Source organism: Nocardiopsis sp. CA-288880, assembly GCF_050955985.1.
Classification (GTDB): Bacteria; Actinomycetota; Actinomycetes; order Streptosporangiales; family Streptosporangiaceae; genus Nocardiopsis; species Nocardiopsis tropica.
Window position 1 is genome coordinate 3,664,853 of the sequence record NZ_CP192105.1, and the last position, 16,235, is coordinate 3,681,087.

At 67.9% G+C, this 16,235-nt stretch carries 31 protein-coding genes; 24 read left to right on the forward strand and 7 right to left on the reverse strand.

The window, feature by feature from the left end:
- Positions 1-25 precede the first annotated feature (25 nt).
- The 8 genes from ACQPYD_RS15880 to ACQPYD_RS15915 all read left to right on the forward strand — a co-directional run bounded on the left by ACQPYD_RS15880 (position 26) and on the right by ACQPYD_RS15915 (position 3,607).
- Positions 26-250, forward strand: a complete 225-nt coding sequence (locus tag ACQPYD_RS15880; RefSeq protein WP_433701747.1) for a hypothetical protein — start codon at positions 26-28, stop codon at positions 248-250.
- Positions 250-741, forward strand: coding sequence for a hypothetical protein (locus ACQPYD_RS15885; protein WP_433701748.1), 492 nt, complete (start codon positions 250-252; stop codon positions 739-741). Before ACQPYD_RS15880 ends, ACQPYD_RS15885 begins: the two co-directional genes overlap by 1 nt.
- Positions 738-1,028, forward strand: a complete 291-nt coding sequence (locus ACQPYD_RS15890; protein WP_433701749.1) for a hypothetical protein — start codon at positions 738-740, stop codon at positions 1,026-1,028. The genes ACQPYD_RS15885 and ACQPYD_RS15890 overlap by 4 nt, the downstream gene beginning before the upstream one ends.
- A complete protein-coding gene (locus tag ACQPYD_RS15895) occupies positions 1,025-1,282 on the forward strand; it encodes a hypothetical protein (RefSeq protein WP_433701750.1) in 258 nt (85 codons plus the stop codon). Before ACQPYD_RS15890 ends, ACQPYD_RS15895 begins: the two co-directional genes overlap by 4 nt.
- Positions 1,279-1,485 (forward strand): hypothetical protein, encoded by a 207-nt coding sequence (locus ACQPYD_RS15900; protein WP_433701751.1) that lies wholly within the window; start codon positions 1,279-1,281, stop codon positions 1,483-1,485. Before ACQPYD_RS15895 ends, ACQPYD_RS15900 begins: the two co-directional genes overlap by 4 nt.
- Before the next feature lie 48 nt (positions 1,486-1,533).
- Positions 1,534-1,938, forward strand: coding sequence for a hypothetical protein (locus ACQPYD_RS15905; protein WP_433701752.1), 405 nt, complete (start codon positions 1,534-1,536; stop codon positions 1,936-1,938).
- A gap of 120 nt (positions 1,939-2,058) precedes the next feature.
- Complete coding sequence (locus ACQPYD_RS15910) at positions 2,059-3,270, forward strand: helix-turn-helix domain-containing protein (RefSeq protein WP_433701753.1); 1,212 nt, start codon at positions 2,059-2,061, stop codon at positions 3,268-3,270.
- 67 nt (positions 3,271-3,337) lie between these two features.
- Positions 3,338-3,607, forward strand: coding sequence for a hypothetical protein (locus tag ACQPYD_RS15915; RefSeq protein ID WP_433701754.1), 270 nt, complete (start codon positions 3,338-3,340; stop codon positions 3,605-3,607).
- A gap of 1 nt (position 3,608) precedes the next feature.
- On the opposite strand, the gene ACQPYD_RS15920 is transcribed toward ACQPYD_RS15915, so the two are convergent.
- Positions 3,609-3,875, reverse strand: a complete 267-nt coding sequence (locus tag ACQPYD_RS15920) for a GntR family transcriptional regulator (protein ID WP_433701755.1) — start codon at positions 3,873-3,875, stop codon at positions 3,609-3,611.
- Positions 3,876-3,952: 77 nt separating this feature from the next.
- On the opposite strand from ACQPYD_RS15920, the gene ACQPYD_RS15925 reads away from it, so the two are divergent.
- Positions 3,953-4,123 carry a hypothetical protein gene (locus tag ACQPYD_RS15925; protein ID WP_433701756.1) on the forward strand — a complete coding sequence of 57 codons (171 nt, stop codon included), beginning with the start codon at positions 3,953-3,955 and terminating at the stop codon, positions 4,121-4,123.
- Between the two features lie 621 nt (positions 4,124-4,744).
- On the opposite strand, the gene ACQPYD_RS15930 is transcribed toward ACQPYD_RS15925, so the two are convergent.
- Positions 4,745-4,957: a hypothetical protein gene (locus ACQPYD_RS15930; RefSeq protein WP_433701757.1), complete on the reverse strand. Its 213-nt coding sequence runs from the start codon at positions 4,955-4,957 to the stop codon at positions 4,745-4,747.
- A gap of 73 nt (positions 4,958-5,030) precedes the next feature.
- On the opposite strand from ACQPYD_RS15930, the gene ACQPYD_RS15935 reads away from it, so the two are divergent.
- Together ACQPYD_RS15935 and ACQPYD_RS15940 are read left to right on the forward strand one after the other, a co-directional pair.
- Positions 5,031-5,183 carry a hypothetical protein gene (locus tag ACQPYD_RS15935; RefSeq protein WP_433701759.1) on the forward strand — a complete coding sequence of 51 codons (153 nt, stop codon included), beginning with the start codon at positions 5,031-5,033 and terminating at the stop codon, positions 5,181-5,183.
- A gap of 38 nt (positions 5,184-5,221) precedes the next feature.
- Positions 5,222-5,437, forward strand: a complete 216-nt coding sequence (locus ACQPYD_RS15940) for a hypothetical protein (RefSeq protein WP_433701760.1) — start codon at positions 5,222-5,224, stop codon at positions 5,435-5,437.
- Between the two features lie 60 nt (positions 5,438-5,497).
- Here ACQPYD_RS15940 and ACQPYD_RS15945 read toward each other — a convergent pair whose 3' ends face one another.
- The 4 genes from ACQPYD_RS15945 to ACQPYD_RS15960 are packed head-to-tail and all read right to left on the reverse strand — an operon-like array spanning position 5,498 to position 7,251.
- Entirely contained in the window at positions 5,498-6,211 is a 714-nt protein-coding gene (locus ACQPYD_RS15945) for a hypothetical protein (protein ID WP_433701761.1), read from the reverse strand.
- A gap of 59 nt (positions 6,212-6,270) precedes the next feature.
- Complete coding sequence (locus ACQPYD_RS15950) at positions 6,271-6,801, reverse strand: DUF6221 family protein (RefSeq protein WP_433701762.1); 531 nt, start codon at positions 6,799-6,801, stop codon at positions 6,271-6,273.
- On the reverse strand, positions 6,798-7,025 hold the full coding sequence (locus tag ACQPYD_RS15955; protein WP_433701763.1) for a hypothetical protein: 228 nt from the start codon (positions 7,023-7,025) through the stop codon (positions 6,798-6,800). The genes ACQPYD_RS15950 and ACQPYD_RS15955 overlap by 4 nt, the downstream gene beginning before the upstream one ends.
- Before the next feature lies 1 nt (position 7,026).
- Complete coding sequence (locus tag ACQPYD_RS15960) at positions 7,027-7,251, reverse strand: hypothetical protein (RefSeq protein ID WP_433701764.1); 225 nt, start codon at positions 7,249-7,251, stop codon at positions 7,027-7,029.
- A 107-nt stretch (positions 7,252-7,358) separates the two neighbouring features.
- Here ACQPYD_RS15960 and ACQPYD_RS15965 point away from each other — a divergent pair, with 107 nt between their 5' ends.
- The 6 genes from ACQPYD_RS15965 to ACQPYD_RS15990 all read left to right on the forward strand — a co-directional run bounded on the left by ACQPYD_RS15965 (position 7,359) and on the right by ACQPYD_RS15990 (position 9,641).
- Positions 7,359-7,715 (forward strand): hypothetical protein, encoded by a 357-nt coding sequence (locus ACQPYD_RS15965; protein ID WP_433701765.1) that lies wholly within the window; start codon positions 7,359-7,361, stop codon positions 7,713-7,715.
- Between the two features lie 9 nt (positions 7,716-7,724).
- Positions 7,725-7,934, forward strand: coding sequence for a hypothetical protein (locus ACQPYD_RS15970; RefSeq protein ID WP_433701766.1), 210 nt, complete (start codon positions 7,725-7,727; stop codon positions 7,932-7,934).
- Between the two features lie 19 nt (positions 7,935-7,953).
- A complete protein-coding gene (locus ACQPYD_RS15975; RefSeq protein ID WP_433701767.1) occupies positions 7,954-8,238 on the forward strand; it encodes a hypothetical protein in 285 nt (94 codons plus the stop codon).
- Positions 8,235-8,453, forward strand: coding sequence for a hypothetical protein (locus ACQPYD_RS15980; protein ID WP_433701768.1), 219 nt, complete (start codon positions 8,235-8,237; stop codon positions 8,451-8,453). The genes ACQPYD_RS15975 and ACQPYD_RS15980 overlap by 4 nt, the downstream gene beginning before the upstream one ends.
- A 20-nt stretch (positions 8,454-8,473) precedes the next feature.
- Complete coding sequence (locus ACQPYD_RS15985) at positions 8,474-9,178, forward strand: hypothetical protein (protein ID WP_433701769.1); 705 nt, start codon at positions 8,474-8,476, stop codon at positions 9,176-9,178.
- A gap of 82 nt (positions 9,179-9,260) precedes the next feature.
- Entirely contained in the window at positions 9,261-9,641 is a 381-nt protein-coding gene (locus ACQPYD_RS15990) for a hypothetical protein (RefSeq protein ID WP_433701770.1), read from the forward strand.
- 262 nt (positions 9,642-9,903) lie between these two features.
- Here the strand turns inward: ACQPYD_RS15990 and ACQPYD_RS15995 are convergent, their stop codons facing one another.
- Complete coding sequence (locus tag ACQPYD_RS15995) at positions 9,904-10,155, reverse strand: hypothetical protein (protein ID WP_433701771.1); 252 nt, start codon at positions 10,153-10,155, stop codon at positions 9,904-9,906.
- 191 nt (positions 10,156-10,346) lie between these two features.
- On the opposite strand from ACQPYD_RS15995, the gene ACQPYD_RS16000 reads away from it, so the two are divergent.
- From ACQPYD_RS16000 to ACQPYD_RS16030, 7 genes are read left to right on the forward strand one after another with little or no spacing between them, the layout of a single operon-like run.
- Complete coding sequence (locus tag ACQPYD_RS16000) at positions 10,347-10,919, forward strand: hypothetical protein (RefSeq protein WP_433701772.1); 573 nt, start codon at positions 10,347-10,349, stop codon at positions 10,917-10,919.
- A gap of 46 nt (positions 10,920-10,965) precedes the next feature.
- Complete coding sequence (locus ACQPYD_RS16005) at positions 10,966-12,249, forward strand: PBSX family phage terminase large subunit (protein ID WP_433701773.1); 1,284 nt, start codon at positions 10,966-10,968, stop codon at positions 12,247-12,249.
- 53 nt (positions 12,250-12,302) lie between these two features.
- The gene (locus ACQPYD_RS16010) at positions 12,303-13,889 is read left to right on the forward strand and encodes a phage portal protein (RefSeq protein WP_433701774.1); all 1,587 of its coding nucleotides are present in this window, start codon (positions 12,303-12,305) and stop codon (positions 13,887-13,889) included.
- Positions 13,890-13,940: 51 nt separating this feature from the next.
- Entirely contained in the window at positions 13,941-14,630 is a 690-nt protein-coding gene (locus tag ACQPYD_RS16015; protein ID WP_433701775.1) for a hypothetical protein, read from the forward strand.
- 18 nt (positions 14,631-14,648) lie between these two features.
- A complete protein-coding gene (locus tag ACQPYD_RS16020; protein ID WP_433701776.1) occupies positions 14,649-15,716 on the forward strand; it encodes a major capsid protein in 1,068 nt (355 codons plus the stop codon).
- A gap of 4 nt (positions 15,717-15,720) precedes the next feature.
- Positions 15,721-16,047 carry a hypothetical protein gene (locus ACQPYD_RS16025; protein ID WP_433701777.1) on the forward strand — a complete coding sequence of 109 codons (327 nt, stop codon included), beginning with the start codon at positions 15,721-15,723 and terminating at the stop codon, positions 16,045-16,047.
- Positions 16,044-16,229, forward strand: a complete 186-nt coding sequence (locus ACQPYD_RS16030) for a hypothetical protein (protein ID WP_433701778.1) — start codon at positions 16,044-16,046, stop codon at positions 16,227-16,229. The genes ACQPYD_RS16025 and ACQPYD_RS16030 overlap by 4 nt, the downstream gene beginning before the upstream one ends.
- Positions 16,230-16,235 lie beyond the last annotated feature (6 nt).

Genomic DNA, 16,235 nt, shown 5'->3' on the forward strand with positions numbered 1-16,235 from the left:
CGGCAGAAGACCACAAGGAGACACGATGGCCGGTGTTCAGCCTGGACAGACCTACATCAACAACAAGAGCGGCGGCACCGTCCGTGTCGTCCGCATAGGCCGGTCCTACTACCTCGGGCCGTCTGCGTGGATCGAGGGCCTCGACGGCAAGCGCGGACGGTGGAAGACCCTCGCCGCGCTCCACACCGACGGCAAGCCGCGCAAGTCCGGCTACAGCCTCAAGGCTGCCCTGACCTCCGAGGAGTCGTGATGGGCCTGCGAGAGAAGGTGGCGCAGATGCTGTATCAGCGCCCCGAGTACCCGTCCGGGATGGCGGAGCAGCTGGCCTGCGACGCAGCCCACCGCCGCGCCGACGACGTGATGGGAGTGGTCGAGACCCGCGTGCGGGAGCTGGAGGCGGAGAACCGGAAGCTGCGGGGGGATCTGGAGGCCGCGATCCTCTTCCGGATCGGAGACCTCCGTGTCTCCCGCGCTGGGGGACGGTGGCTGGTCGGTGTTTCCCACGCCTCCGACCGCTGGCGAGACCGCTTCGACCGACCCGACGAGGAAACATGGGACCGCGACGCCGCCCTGGGTCGTGCCCGGGAGATCGCCGGGGAGGAGCCCCACCCCGGGGCCTGCTCGCACGTCGCATCCGGCCTAATGCTCGAAGGCAGCACGTGCTCGCGGCCCGACGGGCACACCGGCGACCACTCCGACCACAACGGCGACATGTGGGAGAACACGAGGGAGAACCCATGACCATCACCCTGTGCGGCAGCGTCGCCCACCCCGAACTCCTCGTCGCCGCCGACCGTGCCCTCACCCTCGCCGGACACGCCGTCCTCGCACCGCTCCCCATGGGACGCCCGGTCACCGAGGAGGAGATGGCAGAGCTCACCGACACCCACCACGCGAAGATTCGCATGTCCGACCTGGTCGTCATCGTGAGGAAGCCCGACGGGACCATCGGGGACGCGGTCAGCAGCGAGATCGCCTACGCGGAAAGCGTCGGCGTCAAAGTGAAGTACTGGGAGGAGAAAGCATGAGCGAGATGATCTGGGAGCAGATGGGAACCGACTCCTCGGGCGACCCGTACCACGGCTCCGGCGACTGGGAAGTCCACCTGCGCAACGACGGCACGGTCGAGGTCGCGGTTGCTGACTGCGGGTGCTGCGGCCCGACCTCGGTCGTCAAGGCCAAGACATTGGAGGAGTTCGACGCCGAGTGGAAGCAGCTCGGCAAGCTGCTGCGCACCCACGTGCGCCGCGGCGTGAAGAAGGGCCAGAGGGAGAAGCGGTGAAAGTCCGCCAGCATTTCGACCCGACCGTCCACGAAACCCAACCCGGCCGCGACGACTGGACCGAGTGCCACAGGACCCTCATCATCGACGGGGGCGACCTGTCCGCGACCTTCCTCCCCGACGACACCCCCGTGGACTGCCAGGCCTGCCAGTGGTGGGCACGGCACCGGGAGCGGATACGAGAGCTGGACGCGAAGAAGTGACCCGGGCCCTGCCTCACGGCGGGTCTCTCTCGCTGGAAAGATGACTACATGACCTACCGCGACGCCACCCACTTCTACGACCAGATACAGGCCAGATGGCGGGAGCAGCTACCCGAAGAGCCCGAGTTCACCGTCACCGAGGAGCACCTCGCTCTTGCCCGACGCGCAAATATCGGCTGGAACTGGACCGAACGCGCGGCCGGTCCTGGTCTGAACTGGAAGCGCCCCTACGGCAATTCCGACTGGCACGAAGACATCGCCGAAATCGTGGACGGGGCTTTCCTCGGCGCTTTGGGTGACGGCGCGCGGCAGGATTACATCGAGGCCCATGCCGAGCGCTGGGACCGGCTGCACGCTGAGATGACGATCGTGCTCCAGATCTTCCTGGACACCCGCAGTTTTGAGCCTGGCCGGTACAAGTCCGATACGGGCGGCTGGAGGAAAGCCGACTGAGTCCGCACCCCCGGGCCCTGCCTCACGGCGGGGCCCGTTGTCACAGGTAGTCCGCACCCCTGACAAGACGAAGGCCCCGGCCTACCCTGAGAGCAGCGACGCACCAAGGAAGGCGGGGCCATGCCCACACAGGATACCTCCGAGACCGTAGGCCAACGAGTAGCCCGACTCCGAAAACTCCGAGGCCTCACCCAGCACGGGCTCGCGGACCGCAGCCACGTCTCCCGCGGCCTCATCGCCCAAGTCGAAACGGACCGCAAAGTGGCCACACCCGCGTTCATCGCGGCGATCTCTTCCGCACTCCGAGTCGACGCCACCGAGCTCGCCGGCCAGCCCTATCGCGGCGAAACCCCCGCGCAAGACCGGGTGCACGCGACCATCCCCGACCTGCGCCGAGCCCTGGACGCCGTCGACGTCCCCCCGGACCTCGGTATGGACCCGCGGAGCCTGGACACCCTCGCCCGGGAGATCGAAGCGCTCCGTCTCGCATCGAAGGACGCCAAGCACCTACAGGTGGGGACGAAGCTTCCCGCGGTCATCGAGGAACTCGCCGTTCACGTCCACACCACGGACTCCCCGCGCGCGTGGCGTCTGCTGAACGCCGCGCAGGCCCTCGCGGTGTCACTCAGCCGCCGGCTGGGGTACACGGATCTGGCGACGTCCGCGATCAAGGATGCCGCATGGTCGGCCGGGCGCTCCGATGACCCGAACCTGCCCGCGCTTGCCCAGCTCAGCAGGGCGCTCATGATGATGATGTACGGGTCGTGGACGGGTGGACTTCGGCTCGTCCGGTCGGCGGCGACGCGCATCGAGCAGAACTCCCCGCAGGCTTTGGCCGTGCACGGGGCTCTTCAGCTGCGGTCGGCGGTGCTGTCCGCCAGGGGTACACAGACCGGGGAGACCTCGGCGTCGGAGGCGTGGACCCACCACGAGTCCGCGGTGGAGACCGCCCGGCAGCTGCCCGCCCGCACCCAGGACTGGTACGCCTTGCAGTTCAACCCCGCGAACGTCGCCATTCACGGCGCGGCGGTCGCGGTGGAGATGGGCGACTACGACGAAGCGCTGCGACGGGACGCTGCGATCTCCTCCCCCGTCCTGCTCACCCTGCCTGCGGAACGGCGGGCCCACCACGGCATTGACATGGCGCGCGCCTACGTGGAGCTGGGCAGGCACGACAAGGCACTCAGTTCGCTCGTGGTGGCTGAGAAGGCGGCCCCGCAGATGACCAGGTACCACCCGTCGGCGCGGCAGGTGGCGGCGCACCTGGTGGACCGGCACCGGTCGATCCCGGAGCCCCTGCGGGGTCTGATGACGCGAATGCAGATCGCCTGATCTGGGTCAAGCTTGGAATGTTCCGTCTTGGAACATCAGGCCCCTTGCGGGCTGTGAACGTAGAGGTATGGACGCTCACAGCCCGCCGCCACCGCGCAGGGAACACACCCCGGACCCGCTCGTGTCCGCCATCGCAGCCGGGACGCTCACCGAATCTCAGCGGGCCGCGCTCGCGGACCTCGTCGCCCTGCTCTCACAGGAGATGGCCTCCACATTCGTCGCCCGTCCGGGCACGCTGATGGACCGCACCATCGAAGAGGCCGGGTCGTGGGCGACCGTGCGGGCCGCGTGGCGCCAGCTACAACCGGGCCTGTATCCGCAGGCGACGGTGTCGTGACTTACTTCCCCTTCACGAACATGCCGCGCTGCGGGACGACATACAGCACCCCCTCGTCCACGAGGAGCGCGATCGTGCGTCGGACGGTGGAACGCGCGAGACCGTACTCCTGGACGAGGCGCACCTCGGATGGGATGGCGCGGTCCGGCGCCCAGTCGCCGCGTTCGATGCGTGCTGTCAGGATGGCCGCGAGCTGCTTATACGGGGTGATGGGCCCTTCGTGGTCGATCTCGTCGTCGGGGCCAGGGTTTTCAAGATCACGATTCATGGCGCGACCGTAAAACTGCGTATACGAGCCGCCACCACGGGATACGTATCGAGACGTACCGATACCAGGAGAGACCAGTGACCGTCGCCAAGGCCGACGCCCCACTCACCCCGAAGGAACAAGCCGACTACGACCGGCAGGGCGAGCTGATCGCCATGGAGCTGCGGTGGGAGGACCGTCTCCGCGCGGCCGGCCACAAGGTGCCTGACGCGATGGACGGCGTCCGGTGGGGGCCGAAGACCCGCTGAGCTTCCCGCGCGCACCGTCCCCTTGTTGCGCGCGGGGCCAGCGTCGCCACCTTGCGAGGGGACGCGACGAGCCCGACCAGATGTCGGGCGGGGGCGCCCGCTGTTCGTGACAGCGGCGCCCCCTTTGATCCTCCGCGCGCCCCACGGGGCATAGCGCGGTGGCCCCGGGGTGGCTCCCCGGGGAGGGTCCGGCGGGGAAGACACATGAGCCGGGCCCGGCCCTCGTCCACGATCCAGTGGGCGGGGGTTTTCGCAATTCCGCCCGATCGTCAGCACCGGGTGGGAAAATGGGCCCACCGAGAGGAGCACCATGGCAGACACCCCCGAGAAGCCGAAGCCGCCGAGCGGATGGTCGAAGGCCGGACGGCGGCGGGCAGCAGCGAAAGCAAGGCAGAAGCCCCGCGTCGCCGGAGGATGGGCACCCAGTGACGGCCCCGAAGGACCAGCCAAGGTAGGTTCCTCGTGCGGCACGTGCGGGCTCACCGACCAGTGCGACTGCCGCTGAGCTGCTCCCCGCGCACGCGGGGTTGATCCCCTCGGTGGGGTCTACGTTGAGTGCATTTGCTCCCCGCCCGCGCGGGGATACGAAAACCCCCACCATGCCGGTGGGGGTTTCGTCGTCTACGGCACCCAGGACCGCCAGTGCCACACTGTGGGGTCCCCGCCCGGCTCGGCGGTGTACAGGACCCGCGAGCAGTCATCGGGAGCACCGCGGCTGTCTTCGGGGACGAAGTCGAAGCCGGGCTCCGCGTCCTCGATCGCCTCCCTGTCCACGGGGAGAGTCCCGCCGTCCATCGGGCCGCCGATCAGTCGCACCTGCACCATGTCGCTCATGCTGTGATCCTCCCAGTCGGATACGACGCGCGGGCGAGGTGGCCGAAGATGGCCAAGCGGGTACATGACCTGCGTGGACGATGAAGAGGTCTCGGACGCCGAAGCCGCCGAAGACGAGAAGTGGCTCGCTTCCCTGCCGCCCTCACAGCGTGTCCTCGTCGGGATGATGCTCGACCGTCTCGTCGACGCCGAGAACGACAGCACTTACCGGCCGGACTACCGGTGAGATCCCCGACGACGCATCGCACCCCGCCCTTGGTCCGTGTGACCGTTCAGGGGGTGCGCCTGCACGCCTACCTCCTCGCGTGGGTGGGCGACCGGGCGCGTGTGGGGTGGTGCGAGCAGTACCAGCCCCTCCCCGGGCACGTAGAGCCGCACCAGTGGCGGTGGTGCGTCGACGACGTGCCCAGGGGTGACGTGGAGACGCTGGAGGGGCAGTCGTACCTCGGGGTGCCGCAAGCAGGGACGGCGCAGGAGTAGACACGGCGAAGCCCCCACCTCTTGTGGTGGGGGCTTTCATCCCCGCGTGCGCGGCTTCGGCTACCCCAGCGCGCGGAAGGCAGCCACGGCCTCATCGAAGTCGTAGCATCGCTCCGGTTCTCCTCCGCCGGACGGCACGACGTCCCACCGGTTGTTCCAGCTTCCGTCGTGCAGCGTCACCTTGACTGCGATGAGCTGACCGGCCTTTTTGGATTTCACAGTCCCGCGCGACTCCTCGCTCGCGATTCCAACCCTTTGAGCCTTCGACTCGAATTCGGGATCCCATTCCGCGCGCAGCCCGTCGGCCAGCTCGAAGGGAAGTTCTGCGCGGCGAACACGCTTCTTCGCACCCCTGATTTCCTGGAGCTGCTTCTCTCGGATCCACCTGGTGACCAGGTGCTGCTCCTCGTGCATGGACATGGGGAGCGTGCGGAGGGGGTTGTCGAGCGAGTGGTCGCAGTGCCAGCCGCTCTTTTTGAGGGCTTGCTTGCAGCGCTTGATGTTCTTGCGGGAAGAGAAGCTATCCACCTTCCCTTGACGTATGTCGTGGACGCGGAATTCCCCGCGGTAGCCCTCGGGGCGGGGGGATTCCTCGGTGCTGCCCCCGTCGGGGCAGAACTCGATCCAAAGGCCATTGGTGCGAGCGCGGCCTCCGATCGGGGGTTTGGGCGCGCCTACGGGGGTAGCGGCCTTGAACCCCGCTTCGACGAGGATATCCGTGAGCTCCTGCATGAGCTCACGGATTTGCTGCGGGTCAGTGGGCTGATTAATCACGAAGGCTCCTTCGGGGATTGGGGCCCGCCCCGGGGAAGTGGGGCGGGCTCAGGTGTGGGTCAGGCAGCCCATGCGGGGTCGTAGTCGGGGTGGTCGGAGTGCACGACGGCGAGCAGGCGGATCACGTAGTCGTGGTGAATCCGCCTCTCGCTGGCCTTGATGTGCCGCGAGCATGTGTCCCACTCGGAGTAGGTCTCGGGGTCCTGCCCCTCGTAGTTGATGCAGGGCAGCCCGGGGTGGGGGTCTTCGCCGCTGGGCAGGTAAGCCGCAACGATGGCCTGCTTCGCCGCGATTTCCCGCAGCACCCGGGCGGGGTCGTGGCGGGCGATGTGGTCCGTCAGGCCGCGGCTCCCCCTCTGCCGGAACAGCTCCCCGCCGAGCTCGTAGAAGGTGTCGTCGTCTGGGGGATCGGGGTGCGGGGCGACGATGCCCCACGACCGGTCGGCTATCGCAGTCCACTTCGCGTCGTCGTCGGGTCCGGCTTCGATGCCGATACTGAGCCAGGTGTCGTAACCGGAGGCATCGGCAGCGGCCTTCGCCGCCTGTTCTTCCTCTTCCAGCCGTGCGGCCAGGAACTCGACGATGGTCATGAGGTGGCCTCTTCGTCGTCCTCGTCCTCAGGCCACCCGTAGACGGATGCCTCATCCGCACTCACGTCGATCCCCCACCCCAGATCCTCGAAGCGGGGTTCGGCCGCGAGCTTCTTGACCTCCGCGACGAACTCGTTCCACAGACGGGCGTCGCGGTCGTCCTCCGCGCTGTTGTGGTTCGACAGTGCAGCGCTCGCACGCAGCTCGTGCCGTTCGCGTCCCATGTCAGGCCTCCTTCTTCTGTGCTGCGCGCCGCTCGCGCACTTGCTGCCGGATCTGTGTAATGCGCTGGCGACTGAGTCCAGTCACGTCCATCACGTCAATGACACGCCAGCCATGGAGAGAGATCGCGTCTTCGATCGCTTCGTCCAGGGCTTCCTTGGTCTTCTCGGCATGCTCCTGCGCGTGGACGTTGTCGCGCACTGCCTTCACTAGGTCACTTGCTGCCATGAGGCTAGTTTCGCATCTCATGGAATGACTATCTCACTAGCCACTTGCAATGGCAAGCACGCTTGTCATATGGTGGGCACATCAGCACGAGCCCCCCGGAGGACCACATGCGCATCCGCCCCACCAACACCGAAGCCCGCGTCAAGAAGGAGATGCGCCGCCTCCAGCGCCGCGCCACCGTCGCCACCCGCAACGCCGCGAAGACCGCCCACCGGGCCGGACTGAAGACCGTCGCCGGCCACCTGCGGGCCCTCGGGGTCGACGACGCGACCGCGACCGGGATGGCGGCAACGCTGCGGAAGAAGCTCGCTGGGGGCATCGACGGGTTCGTCCGGAAGGACGGGATTCGAAGGGACTGCACCCGCTACACCCTCGGGCGGGTCATGGGCGGGCTCGTCGACTACAAGCCGCGCAAGGACACGTACAAGGCCGCCCGCGTCCAGCTGCTCGCACTCGCTGCCTAGGAGGCACGCATGAACGCCATCGACACCGTTGCCCGCGAGATCTCCGCGGAGGCCACCCCGCTCGACGTGGCCGCCGCCCGCCAGTTCCTCGACGTCAACACCGACGAGGGCCGCGCCGCCGCCATGCGCACGTCGGGCGCCGGGCACCTGATTCGCAAGTACAAGATCAACCGCAACCTGTCCGCGATCGCCCGCCGCATCGTCGCCGACCACGCCTGACTAACACAAGGAGGCCCACATGGACCTGTTCCAGACCTGCACACCCCGCGAGCGTCGCAAGTTCCACTCCGTGCGGATCACCCACGACAACATTCACGCCCTCACCGACCAGGTCTTCCACGGGGCCGTCAAGGACGGGGCGCTCGTCTTCTCCACTGGGCGCCAGGAGTTCGCGACGGGACGTGTTGGCGACTGGCTCGTGCGGCTCGGGACCCTCATGGCGGACACTCTCGTGCTCAGCGACAGCGAGTACCACCAGCAGTACGTGGCCTTTCCCGAACTGCCTGAGGAGGTGGACCCGTGACCCTCACGGTCGAGGACCGCTACTACCTGCCGGAGGAGGTGCCCGACGTGGAGACGACGTGCATGGTGGAGGTGAACAGGCTCGGCTACGACGTGGAGTGCGGGCAGCTGTGCGACGACGGCCCGATCTGCGGGGCGCACATGCTCGACGTCGACGCGGGTCGGATCAGCTACGAGGCGTACCGGCGGTACCTGGCGCACGCCACCGAATCATGATCGAGAAGGAGCACCCACTCATGGGCCAGACGGTGACAGTGACCCTGACCAACAGGACCGCCATCATCGGGACCCTGCGCCCCGACCGCACCGAACACGTTCACGTCATCGACATCGGAGACGGATCGGAGGTCATGGTCCGCCCCGACCAGGCCACCATCGAAGAAGTCGCCGCCCCGCAGTCCACCAGCGGACGCCGACACATCTTCGCTGACCACCAGGACAAGGTCAGCGACACCGACTGGGCCACCACCCGGGCCATCCACGAGGCCGCGCACGCCGTGATCGGCATGATCGTCGGCCTGACCCTGAAGGAAGTGTGGGTCAAGACCGGGCGCCACGGAGGCGTCGGGGGTGAGGCCCGCTTCGATCCAGGTCCCCCGCAGGCGCTCGCCGTGCACCTGACGGCCGGCCCCATGGCCCAAGCCAGAGCTGTGGCCGAACTCGGCTACGAGCCCCTGGTGCAGGCGGCAGTCGAGGGCCTCGCCGGCCAGGGTGACCGCGCCACGATCACCACCCGGCTCGCTGAAGGGCACGTGATCTGGCGGTCGCAGGCACAGAGGGACGCTCAGGCCCTGCTCGACTCCCCAGAAGTGTGGGGGGTCATCTGTTCGGTGGGCCGGGCTCTGGTGGGTGAGGGGCGGCTGTCCGGTGCTGACGTCCGCGCGGTGATCGGTGAGCCTTGCGACCTGACCCGCCACCGGATATGGCTCCCGAGCCTCTAGCGCCTGACACGAAGACGGCCCGGCAGGAGCACCACCTCCCGCCGGGCCTCGCGACCTTGCAACCAGCTACGGAAGAAGGATCATGTTGGAGACTATCGCGCCGCCGCGCCCGCGTCTGGGGCGCACGGATGTGAACGCGCACCTGGACGACGTGTTGGGTCAGGTGGGTTGGCTGACCACGGAGCAGCTCGGGCGGCGGCTCGAAGCGGACGGCATCGTCGGGTGGAAGGACTCGGTCCGCTGGCACCCGGTGGGCCTGTGGGTGGTCGGTGCGCTTCAGGCGAGGGGCGTCCCGGCGGTCTCGTACTCGTGGGTGGAGACGCTGAAGGTCATCGACAGGAGGCGGGTCGTCATCGGGGAAGCGCGCATCCCGGAGTCGCACACGGCGTGGGTGCTGGAGTGCGAGATCAACGACGGCGCATGGGGAGAGCTCATCAGGCAGGGGGAGGGAGACGAGCGGTGACCAGCTGACCTGCGCTTTCTCAGAAGAGTTGCGCACAATCGAAAAGTTCCGTAAGATTCAATAGGGTTGAGAAAACCCCTCGGAACATCGGGCCTCGGAAGCGAAAGCTCCGGGGCCTTTCGCGTGCCCGGACCTTCTCCTCCGGCTGCACCCACGAACCGTCCGGCCGGGCACACACGCTTCGCGCTCCCGCGCATGGCCCGCGACCGGACACACACGTCCCGGCCGCTCACCACAGGGGGTAGGCGAGCGGCCGGGCGACTCACCACGGCGACGAGTCGTTCGCCGCCTCCGTGTTCTCCGTACACCACGGGATCATCGCGTCAGCAGACACCCCCGCCTCGCCCTCGTGCTCCACAGCGATCTCACGCAGCTCCGGCTCCGCATCCTCCTCCAACGCCTTCGCGGAGATGTCCTCCCCCAACGCCACCATGGCCTCACGCTCCCCCGGAAGATTCGCCCGGCGGTACGCGTCCCACAGACGCAGGTCCTGGCAGATGATCTGAGCGGACATCGGATCCACCACCACCTCCGGGGACGCGGGTGCGGTAGGCGACACGGCAGCCTCCGACGGGGACGGTTCCTCCACAGGGGCACCGGCGCTTGAGCATCCCGACACCATGACCACGACAGCGCACACCACGAACAGCTTCACGACACACCTCCGGTAGGGGGACGTCGGAGCGGGCGACGCGGGACACCAGTGTGCACCAGGAACGGGTTGGGGGTGAGGGTGTTGTGGCCCAGGGACAGCGCATCAGCGACGAACAGCGCGCCGCCATCCTCGAAGACATCCGCGCCAAGAACGGGTCCACGCGAGCCATAGGCGCACGACACGGAGTCAGTGACGCCAGCGTTCGCAAGATCGCCAAGGACGCCGGCGAGACCGACGCCTTCTCGCGCGAAGGCACTGAAAAGGCCACGCGCGCGCGTCAGGCCGACCTCGCTGCGATGCGAGCCGAGGTCTCCGAGAAGTACCTCCGCAAGGCGTCGGAGCTCCTCGACCAGATGGATCAGCCGCACCTCGTCTACTCGTTCGGCGGCAAGGAGAACACGTACAACGAGGCCGTGTTGGAGCGTGCGCCGACGGGTGACCTCCGCAACCTCATGACTGCCAGCGCCGTCGCCCTCGACAAGCACCTGAAGATCCTCGCGACCGAGACCGACTCGGGTGCTGCGACTGCGGCGTCGATGCTGTCGGGTATCGCTGACGCTCTGGAGAAGGCCGCGGAAGTCCTCGACTCGGAGCCGTCCGACGAGGTCTCGAACGACCCCTAACCTCCGAGAACCATCACTTATCGGTGGTCAGGATTCGGGGGTGGGCGTGGATCTGTCGCGTCTCACCGGGCACCTGTCCCCCGCTCAGATCCGGTCGATCGTCGGGTCGATGTCGACCCCGCAGATCGCTCTGTGGTCCGGGGCGGTGTCGTCGGGCAAGACGATCAGCTCCTTGCTGGCGTTCCTGATCCTTCTGACCCGCGCCCCGTCGACCGGGCTCATCGTGATGGTCGGGCGGACGCTACAGACCATCGAACGCAACCTCCTCGACCCCTTGTCCGCACCCGAGCTGTTCGGTGTGCTCGCCGGCCAGATCCACCACACGCCCGGGTCCACGACCGCGGTCATCCTCGGCCGGACGGTGCACCTCGTGGGCGCGTCAGACGCCCGCTCCGAAGGCAGGATCCGCGGGGCGACCATCGCGCTCAGCTACGTGGACGAGGCCACTCTCGTGCCTCAGAGCTTCTGGATGATGCTGATCAGCCGCCTGCGCGTGAAGGGCGCGAAGCTGCTGGCCACCACCAACCCTGATCATCCCGGGCATTGGCTGCGACAGGACTTCGTACTCCGCGCCGACGAGGTTGGCATGCGGCACTGGCACTTCACGCTGGACGACAATCCCAGCCTGGACCCCGGGTACGTGGACCTGCTCAAGCAGCAGTACACGGGTCTCTGGTTCAGGAGGTTCATCCTCGGGGATTGGATCGCTGGTCAGGGCGCTGTCTACGACATGTGGGACCCCGACGAACACGTGGTGGCGTGGCAGGATCTGCCGTCCATGGAGCGGCTGGTGTGCCTCGGCGTGGACTACGGCACGACGAACGCGTCCGCTGGGCTGCTCCTCGGGATCGCTCGGGACGGCCGCCTGTTCCTCGTCGACGAGTACAGGCACGAACCCCGCCGCGACACACAGCGCCTCACCGACGCTCAGCAGTCGGCCCGGTTGCTGGAGTGGATGGACCGCCCCCACCTCCCCGACGGCTCGCGCCTCCCAGTCGAGTACGTGGCCGTCGACCCCGCCGCAGCCTCGTTCCGGGTGCAACTGCACCAGGACGGTCTGGCCACGTCGCCTGCTCACAACGACGTCGCGCACGGCATCAGCATGGTCGCGACGCTGCTCGCCCGCCGTCAGCTCCTCGTGTCCGACCGCTGCACGGGCTGGATCAACGAAGTCGGCGGCTACTCGTGGGACGAGAAGGCCACCGAGAAGGGCCTCGACGCCCCCATCAAGACCGCCGACCACTCGCTCGACGCCGGCCGGTACGCCCTGACGACCTCCGAGGCGCTGTGGCGCCCGTACCTGATCGACCCTCTTGACCTCGCTGCGTGACTTCCTTGCGAGATCCCCGGGCCTGATGACTACTACCAGTGAGATGGGGGTGTGTGGTGCCGCTCCCTGACTCCTCCGTGCCATGGCCGCCCGCCGAAACCGACCGCCCGCGCGCGTTGTACGACGCGTGGGGTGCCTGGTACTCCGGTGACCCCGACCAGCTGTCCGCGTACTACGGCGGCGGAGGCGGACACAACCGGATGTCGCCGCAGCCGCGGCCCTCCCAGTACCGCGGCGGGGTCGTCGGAACCGTCGCGCGGTGGTGGTGGGGAAGACCGCCCAGCCCCGAACAGGCAACGATCAAGCTTCACGTGCCCCTCGCCGGCGACATCAGCTCCGTGTCCGCTGACCTGCTCTTCGGGGAAGCCCCCACGCTCGCTGTCGCTGACCAGACGGCCGACAAGGTCACCCAAGACCGCATCGACTGGCTGATGACCGAAGGCGGCATGCACGCCGCGCTCCTCGAAGCGTCGGAGCTGGCGTCGGCCTACGGTGGCGTGTTCTTGCGCGCCAGCTGGGACAAGGCCGTCGCGGACCATCCGCTCGTCGACGCCATCGCCCCCGACTGCGCCGCACCCGAATGGCGCGCCGGCCGCCTGGTCGCGGTGACCCTGTGGCGTGTCCTCGAAGACCGGGACGACAACACGGTCCTGCGCCACCTCGAACGACATGAGCCCGGCGTCGTCTACCACGGCCTCTACGAGGGCAACCGGGACAGCCTCGGCAGGAAACTCCCGCTCGCTGACCACCCCGAGACCATCGGGTTCAAGGTCGACGCGACCGGCGGCATCCCCACCGGGGCGCGACGCCTCGCCGTCGTGTACATCCCGAACATGAGGCCGCACAGGATCATCCGCGGCACGCCGCTCGGACGGTCGGACTACTCCGGTGTCGAGCACTTCATGGACGCCCTGGACGAGACGTGGTCGTCGCTCCTCCAGGACATCGACTCCGGCAAGGCCCGCCTCCTGGTGCCCACGAGCTTCCTCGACACCCACGGGCGGGGCCATGGCGCGAGCTTCGACATGTCCCGGTCGGTGTTCACTCCTCTCACTGGCTTGCAGGGTGCGGGCGACAAGTTCACGGACATGATCGAGCAGGTCCAGTTCGCGATCCGTGTGGACGAACACCTCGCCGCGGCGACTGCGCTCACTGAGCAGATCGTGCGCGGTGGCGGCTACTCCGCTCAGACCTTCGGCGAGTCCGGTGACCTCGCGATCACCGCGACGGAGGTGCAGCATCGGGAGCGGCGGAGCTTCTCGACCCGCAGTCGGAAGATCGGCTACGTGACCCCGGAGCTGGCCAGCTTCACTGAGGTCGTGCTGGAGATGGACCGCTCCCAGCTGGGGACCGACGTCACTCCGCAGCGACCCACGGTCGAATGGCCCGATGGCGTTCAGGACGCGCCCGAGGCGACCGCTCGCACCATCCAGCTCCTCTCCGACGCGCAGGCCGTGTCCACGGAGATCAAGATCCGGATGGCTCACAAGGACTGGGATGACGAGCAGATCGCCCAGGAGGTGCAGCGCATCCAGGACGAGAACCCCGTGGTCGACCCCATGGCCGCGGCCGGCCTCGTCAACGGGCAGGACACACCACCCGACCCACCTGAGGACTCCCCGCCTGAGCGGGACGAATAGCAACCCATCCAGAGGTCACCCGGGCGGTGACCTCTTCCTTTTGGAGACCACGTGACCGAGCAGCAGGGCCAGGCGCCCGAAGCCGCCGACACCACCACGACCACCGCTCCCCCGCAGGCCGACACCGGCCAGCAGGAGCAGCCCCAGCAGCAGGCGAAGCCGGACCCCAAGCCGACCAAGCCCACCGCCTCCGATGACCTCTCCGAGCTGTCGTCCGCTGACCTCGCGAAGATGGTCCGCAAGCTCCGCGCCGAGAACGCCAGCGACCGCACCACGGCCAAGCAGCAGGCAGCCAAGGACGCGGTCGACGAACTCACCGGGAAGCTCGGCAAAGCGCTGGGCTTGGTGCAGGACGACAAGCCCCCGTCGGTGGACGACCTGACCGCGCAGCTCACCGCCGCTCAGCAGCAGGCCACCGAGCGGGACACGGCCCTCCGTCAGCTCACCGTGGAGCGCGCCGCTGAGCGTGCCGCCCGTGAGCACGGCGCGGACGTCGACGTGCTGCTCGACAGCCGCAGCTTCGCAACGAAGCTCGGCGATCTAGACCCCGCGGCGGACGACTTCGCCGCGACCGTGAGCGACCTGGTCAAGCAGACCGTCGACTCGAACCCCAAGTACAAGGCGACCCAGGCGGCCACCTCCTCAAGCGCGGACTTCTCCAGCGGGCCTGGCGAGCAGCGCAAACGCACCAACTCAATGCACGCCGCCGCACGCGACCACTACGGGGTCCGCGGCAGCTAGCCCGACAGGAGACCACACATGGCCATCACTCTGGCCGACGCCCAGATCAACGCGCGTGCGGACATCGACCACGCCGTCATCGACAACCTCCGCAGGTACAGCTGGCTGTGGGACCAGATGGCGTTCGACGACGCCGCCACCCCCGGCGCCGGCGGCGACACTCTCATCTACGGGTACACCCGCCTCAAGGCTGCCCGCGGCGCTGGATTCCGAGCGTTCAACACGGAGTACCCGGCGGACAAGGCCGAGCGCGAGCAGCACACGGTGAACCTCAAGCCGTTCGGCGGCGCGTTCACCCTGGACCGCAAGCTCCGCAACCTCGGCCCGGCGACCACCAACGAGATGGTGTTCCAGCTCCAGCAGCTCCTCGTGGGCGCCACGATCGCGTTCCAGTCCGAGATCATCCACGGTGACACCGCGGTCAACGCGCTCGGCTTCGATGGCCTGGACAAGAGCCTGACCGGTGAGTCCACGGAGTACCTGCCTCTCGCCAACGGGGTCACGTCCGGTCACCTGGACTGGCGCGGGTCCGTGGTCAACACGCAGGCGCTCGCCCTGTCTCAGCTGGACATCCTGGACGACTTCCTGTCTCGCATCGTCCCGTCGAAGGTCGGCGGCGGCGACCAGGGAACCCCGGGTGCTTTGCCTCCGGGAGTGAAGGCGATCATGGGCAACACCAAGTCCATGACCCGCATCAAGTCGCTGGCGCGGTGGGCTGGGTCGTACACCGAGACCAAGGACGCCCTCGGTCGTGACGTGGCCATGTACGGCTCCTGGGTCCTGATGGACCTGGGTGACACCTTCGACGGGTCCGGGCCGATCATCCCGATCGAGTCGCGTGACACCGACGGTGCGGGCGGCGGCGCTTCGCTGGCTGGCATGACCGACCTGTACGCGGTCAGCTTCGGCATGGACGCTTTCCACGGAGCGTCGATGGCCAGCACCCCGCTGGTGGAGACATTCCTCCCCGACTGGAACCAGCCCGGCGCGGTCAAGAGTGGCGAACTGGAGATCGGCCCCGCCGCGGTGGTCCTGCGCAACACCCGAAGCTGCGGCGTGCTCCGCAACGTCCGCGTGAGTGGGTGACGTCGTGACCAGGTACGACGTTCAGGCCCCTGTCGAGGGCTACAACGGCGAGACCGGCGGCGTCCGCTTCTACAAGGGCCGCGCTCACGTGGACTCCTCGACGCACTTCGCTGCGGTGGAGTACATGCGCCGGCGGGGTTACACGCTCACCGAGGTCCGCGAGGAGGAGACGCCCTCCGAGGACAGCACCCCGGACAAGCCGAAGCAGGCCGACTCCAAGGCCGTGTGGGTCAAGTACGTGGTCGCCACCACCGATCTCACTGAGGCTGAGGCCGCCGACCTGAAGAAGGACGAGCTCATCGAGCTCACAGAGAACGAGGAGCAGGCATGAGCCACGTTGCTGGCGAGTTCACCGGGATCATCCGAGACCAGATCGCCGCACTAGAGGAAGGCGGCCTCCAGGGCGACGCGCCCACGGTCGCGAACATCAGTGCGGCTGACACGGCCGCGGTGGTCACGTACATCAACACGGTGCTGCTGCCCGCTCTGCGGGACCGCGGCGTCATCGCGTAGAGGGGG

What these genes read in the sequence shown, in the direction of transcription:
- ACQPYD_RS15880 (WP_433701747.1), top strand. Translation starts at nt 26, where the DNA reads ATGGCCGGTGTTCAGCCTGGACAGACCTACATCAACAACAAGAGCGGC.
- ACQPYD_RS15885 (WP_433701748.1), top strand. Translation starts at nt 250, where the DNA reads ATGGGCCTGCGAGAGAAGGTGGCGCAGATGCTGTATCAGCGCCCCGAG.
- ACQPYD_RS15890 (WP_433701749.1), top strand. Translation starts at nt 738, where the DNA reads ATGACCATCACCCTGTGCGGCAGCGTCGCCCACCCCGAACTCCTCGTC.
- ACQPYD_RS15895 (WP_433701750.1), top strand. Translation starts at nt 1,025, where the DNA reads ATGAGCGAGATGATCTGGGAGCAGATGGGAACCGACTCCTCGGGCGAC.
- ACQPYD_RS15905 (WP_433701752.1), top strand. Translation starts at nt 1,534, where the DNA reads ATGACCTACCGCGACGCCACCCACTTCTACGACCAGATACAGGCCAGA.
- ACQPYD_RS15910 (WP_433701753.1), top strand. Translation starts at nt 2,059, where the DNA reads ATGCCCACACAGGATACCTCCGAGACCGTAGGCCAACGAGTAGCCCGA.
- ACQPYD_RS15915 (WP_433701754.1), top strand. Translation starts at nt 3,338, where the DNA reads ATGGACGCTCACAGCCCGCCGCCACCGCGCAGGGAACACACCCCGGAC.
- ACQPYD_RS15920 (WP_433701755.1), bottom strand. Translation starts at nt 3,875, where the DNA reads ATGAATCGTGATCTTGAAAACCCTGGCCCCGACGACGAGATCGACCAC.
- ACQPYD_RS15930 (WP_433701757.1), bottom strand. Translation starts at nt 4,957, where the DNA reads ATGAGCGACATGGTGCAGGTGCGACTGATCGGCGGCCCGATGGACGGC.
- ACQPYD_RS15950 (WP_433701762.1), bottom strand. Translation starts at nt 6,801, where the DNA reads ATGACCATCGTCGAGTTCCTGGCCGCACGGCTGGAAGAGGAAGAACAG.
- ACQPYD_RS15955 (WP_433701763.1), bottom strand. Translation starts at nt 7,025, where the DNA reads ATGGGACGCGAACGGCACGAGCTGCGTGCGAGCGCTGCACTGTCGAAC.
- ACQPYD_RS15960 (WP_433701764.1), bottom strand. Translation starts at nt 7,251, where the DNA reads ATGGCAGCAAGTGACCTAGTGAAGGCAGTGCGCGACAACGTCCACGCG.
- ACQPYD_RS15965 (WP_433701765.1), top strand. Translation starts at nt 7,359, where the DNA reads ATGCGCATCCGCCCCACCAACACCGAAGCCCGCGTCAAGAAGGAGATG.
- ACQPYD_RS15970 (WP_433701766.1), top strand. Translation starts at nt 7,725, where the DNA reads ATGAACGCCATCGACACCGTTGCCCGCGAGATCTCCGCGGAGGCCACC.
- ACQPYD_RS15975 (WP_433701767.1), top strand. Translation starts at nt 7,954, where the DNA reads ATGGACCTGTTCCAGACCTGCACACCCCGCGAGCGTCGCAAGTTCCAC.
- ACQPYD_RS15985 (WP_433701769.1), top strand. Translation starts at nt 8,474, where the DNA reads ATGGGCCAGACGGTGACAGTGACCCTGACCAACAGGACCGCCATCATC.
- ACQPYD_RS15990 (WP_433701770.1), top strand. Translation starts at nt 9,261, where the DNA reads ATGTTGGAGACTATCGCGCCGCCGCGCCCGCGTCTGGGGCGCACGGAT.
- ACQPYD_RS15995 (WP_433701771.1), bottom strand. Translation starts at nt 10,155, where the DNA reads ATGTCCGCTCAGATCATCTGCCAGGACCTGCGTCTGTGGGACGCGTAC.
- ACQPYD_RS16020 (WP_433701776.1), top strand. Translation starts at nt 14,649, where the DNA reads ATGGCCATCACTCTGGCCGACGCCCAGATCAACGCGCGTGCGGACATC.
- ACQPYD_RS16030 (WP_433701778.1), top strand. Translation starts at nt 16,044, where the DNA reads ATGAGCCACGTTGCTGGCGAGTTCACCGGGATCATCCGAGACCAGATC.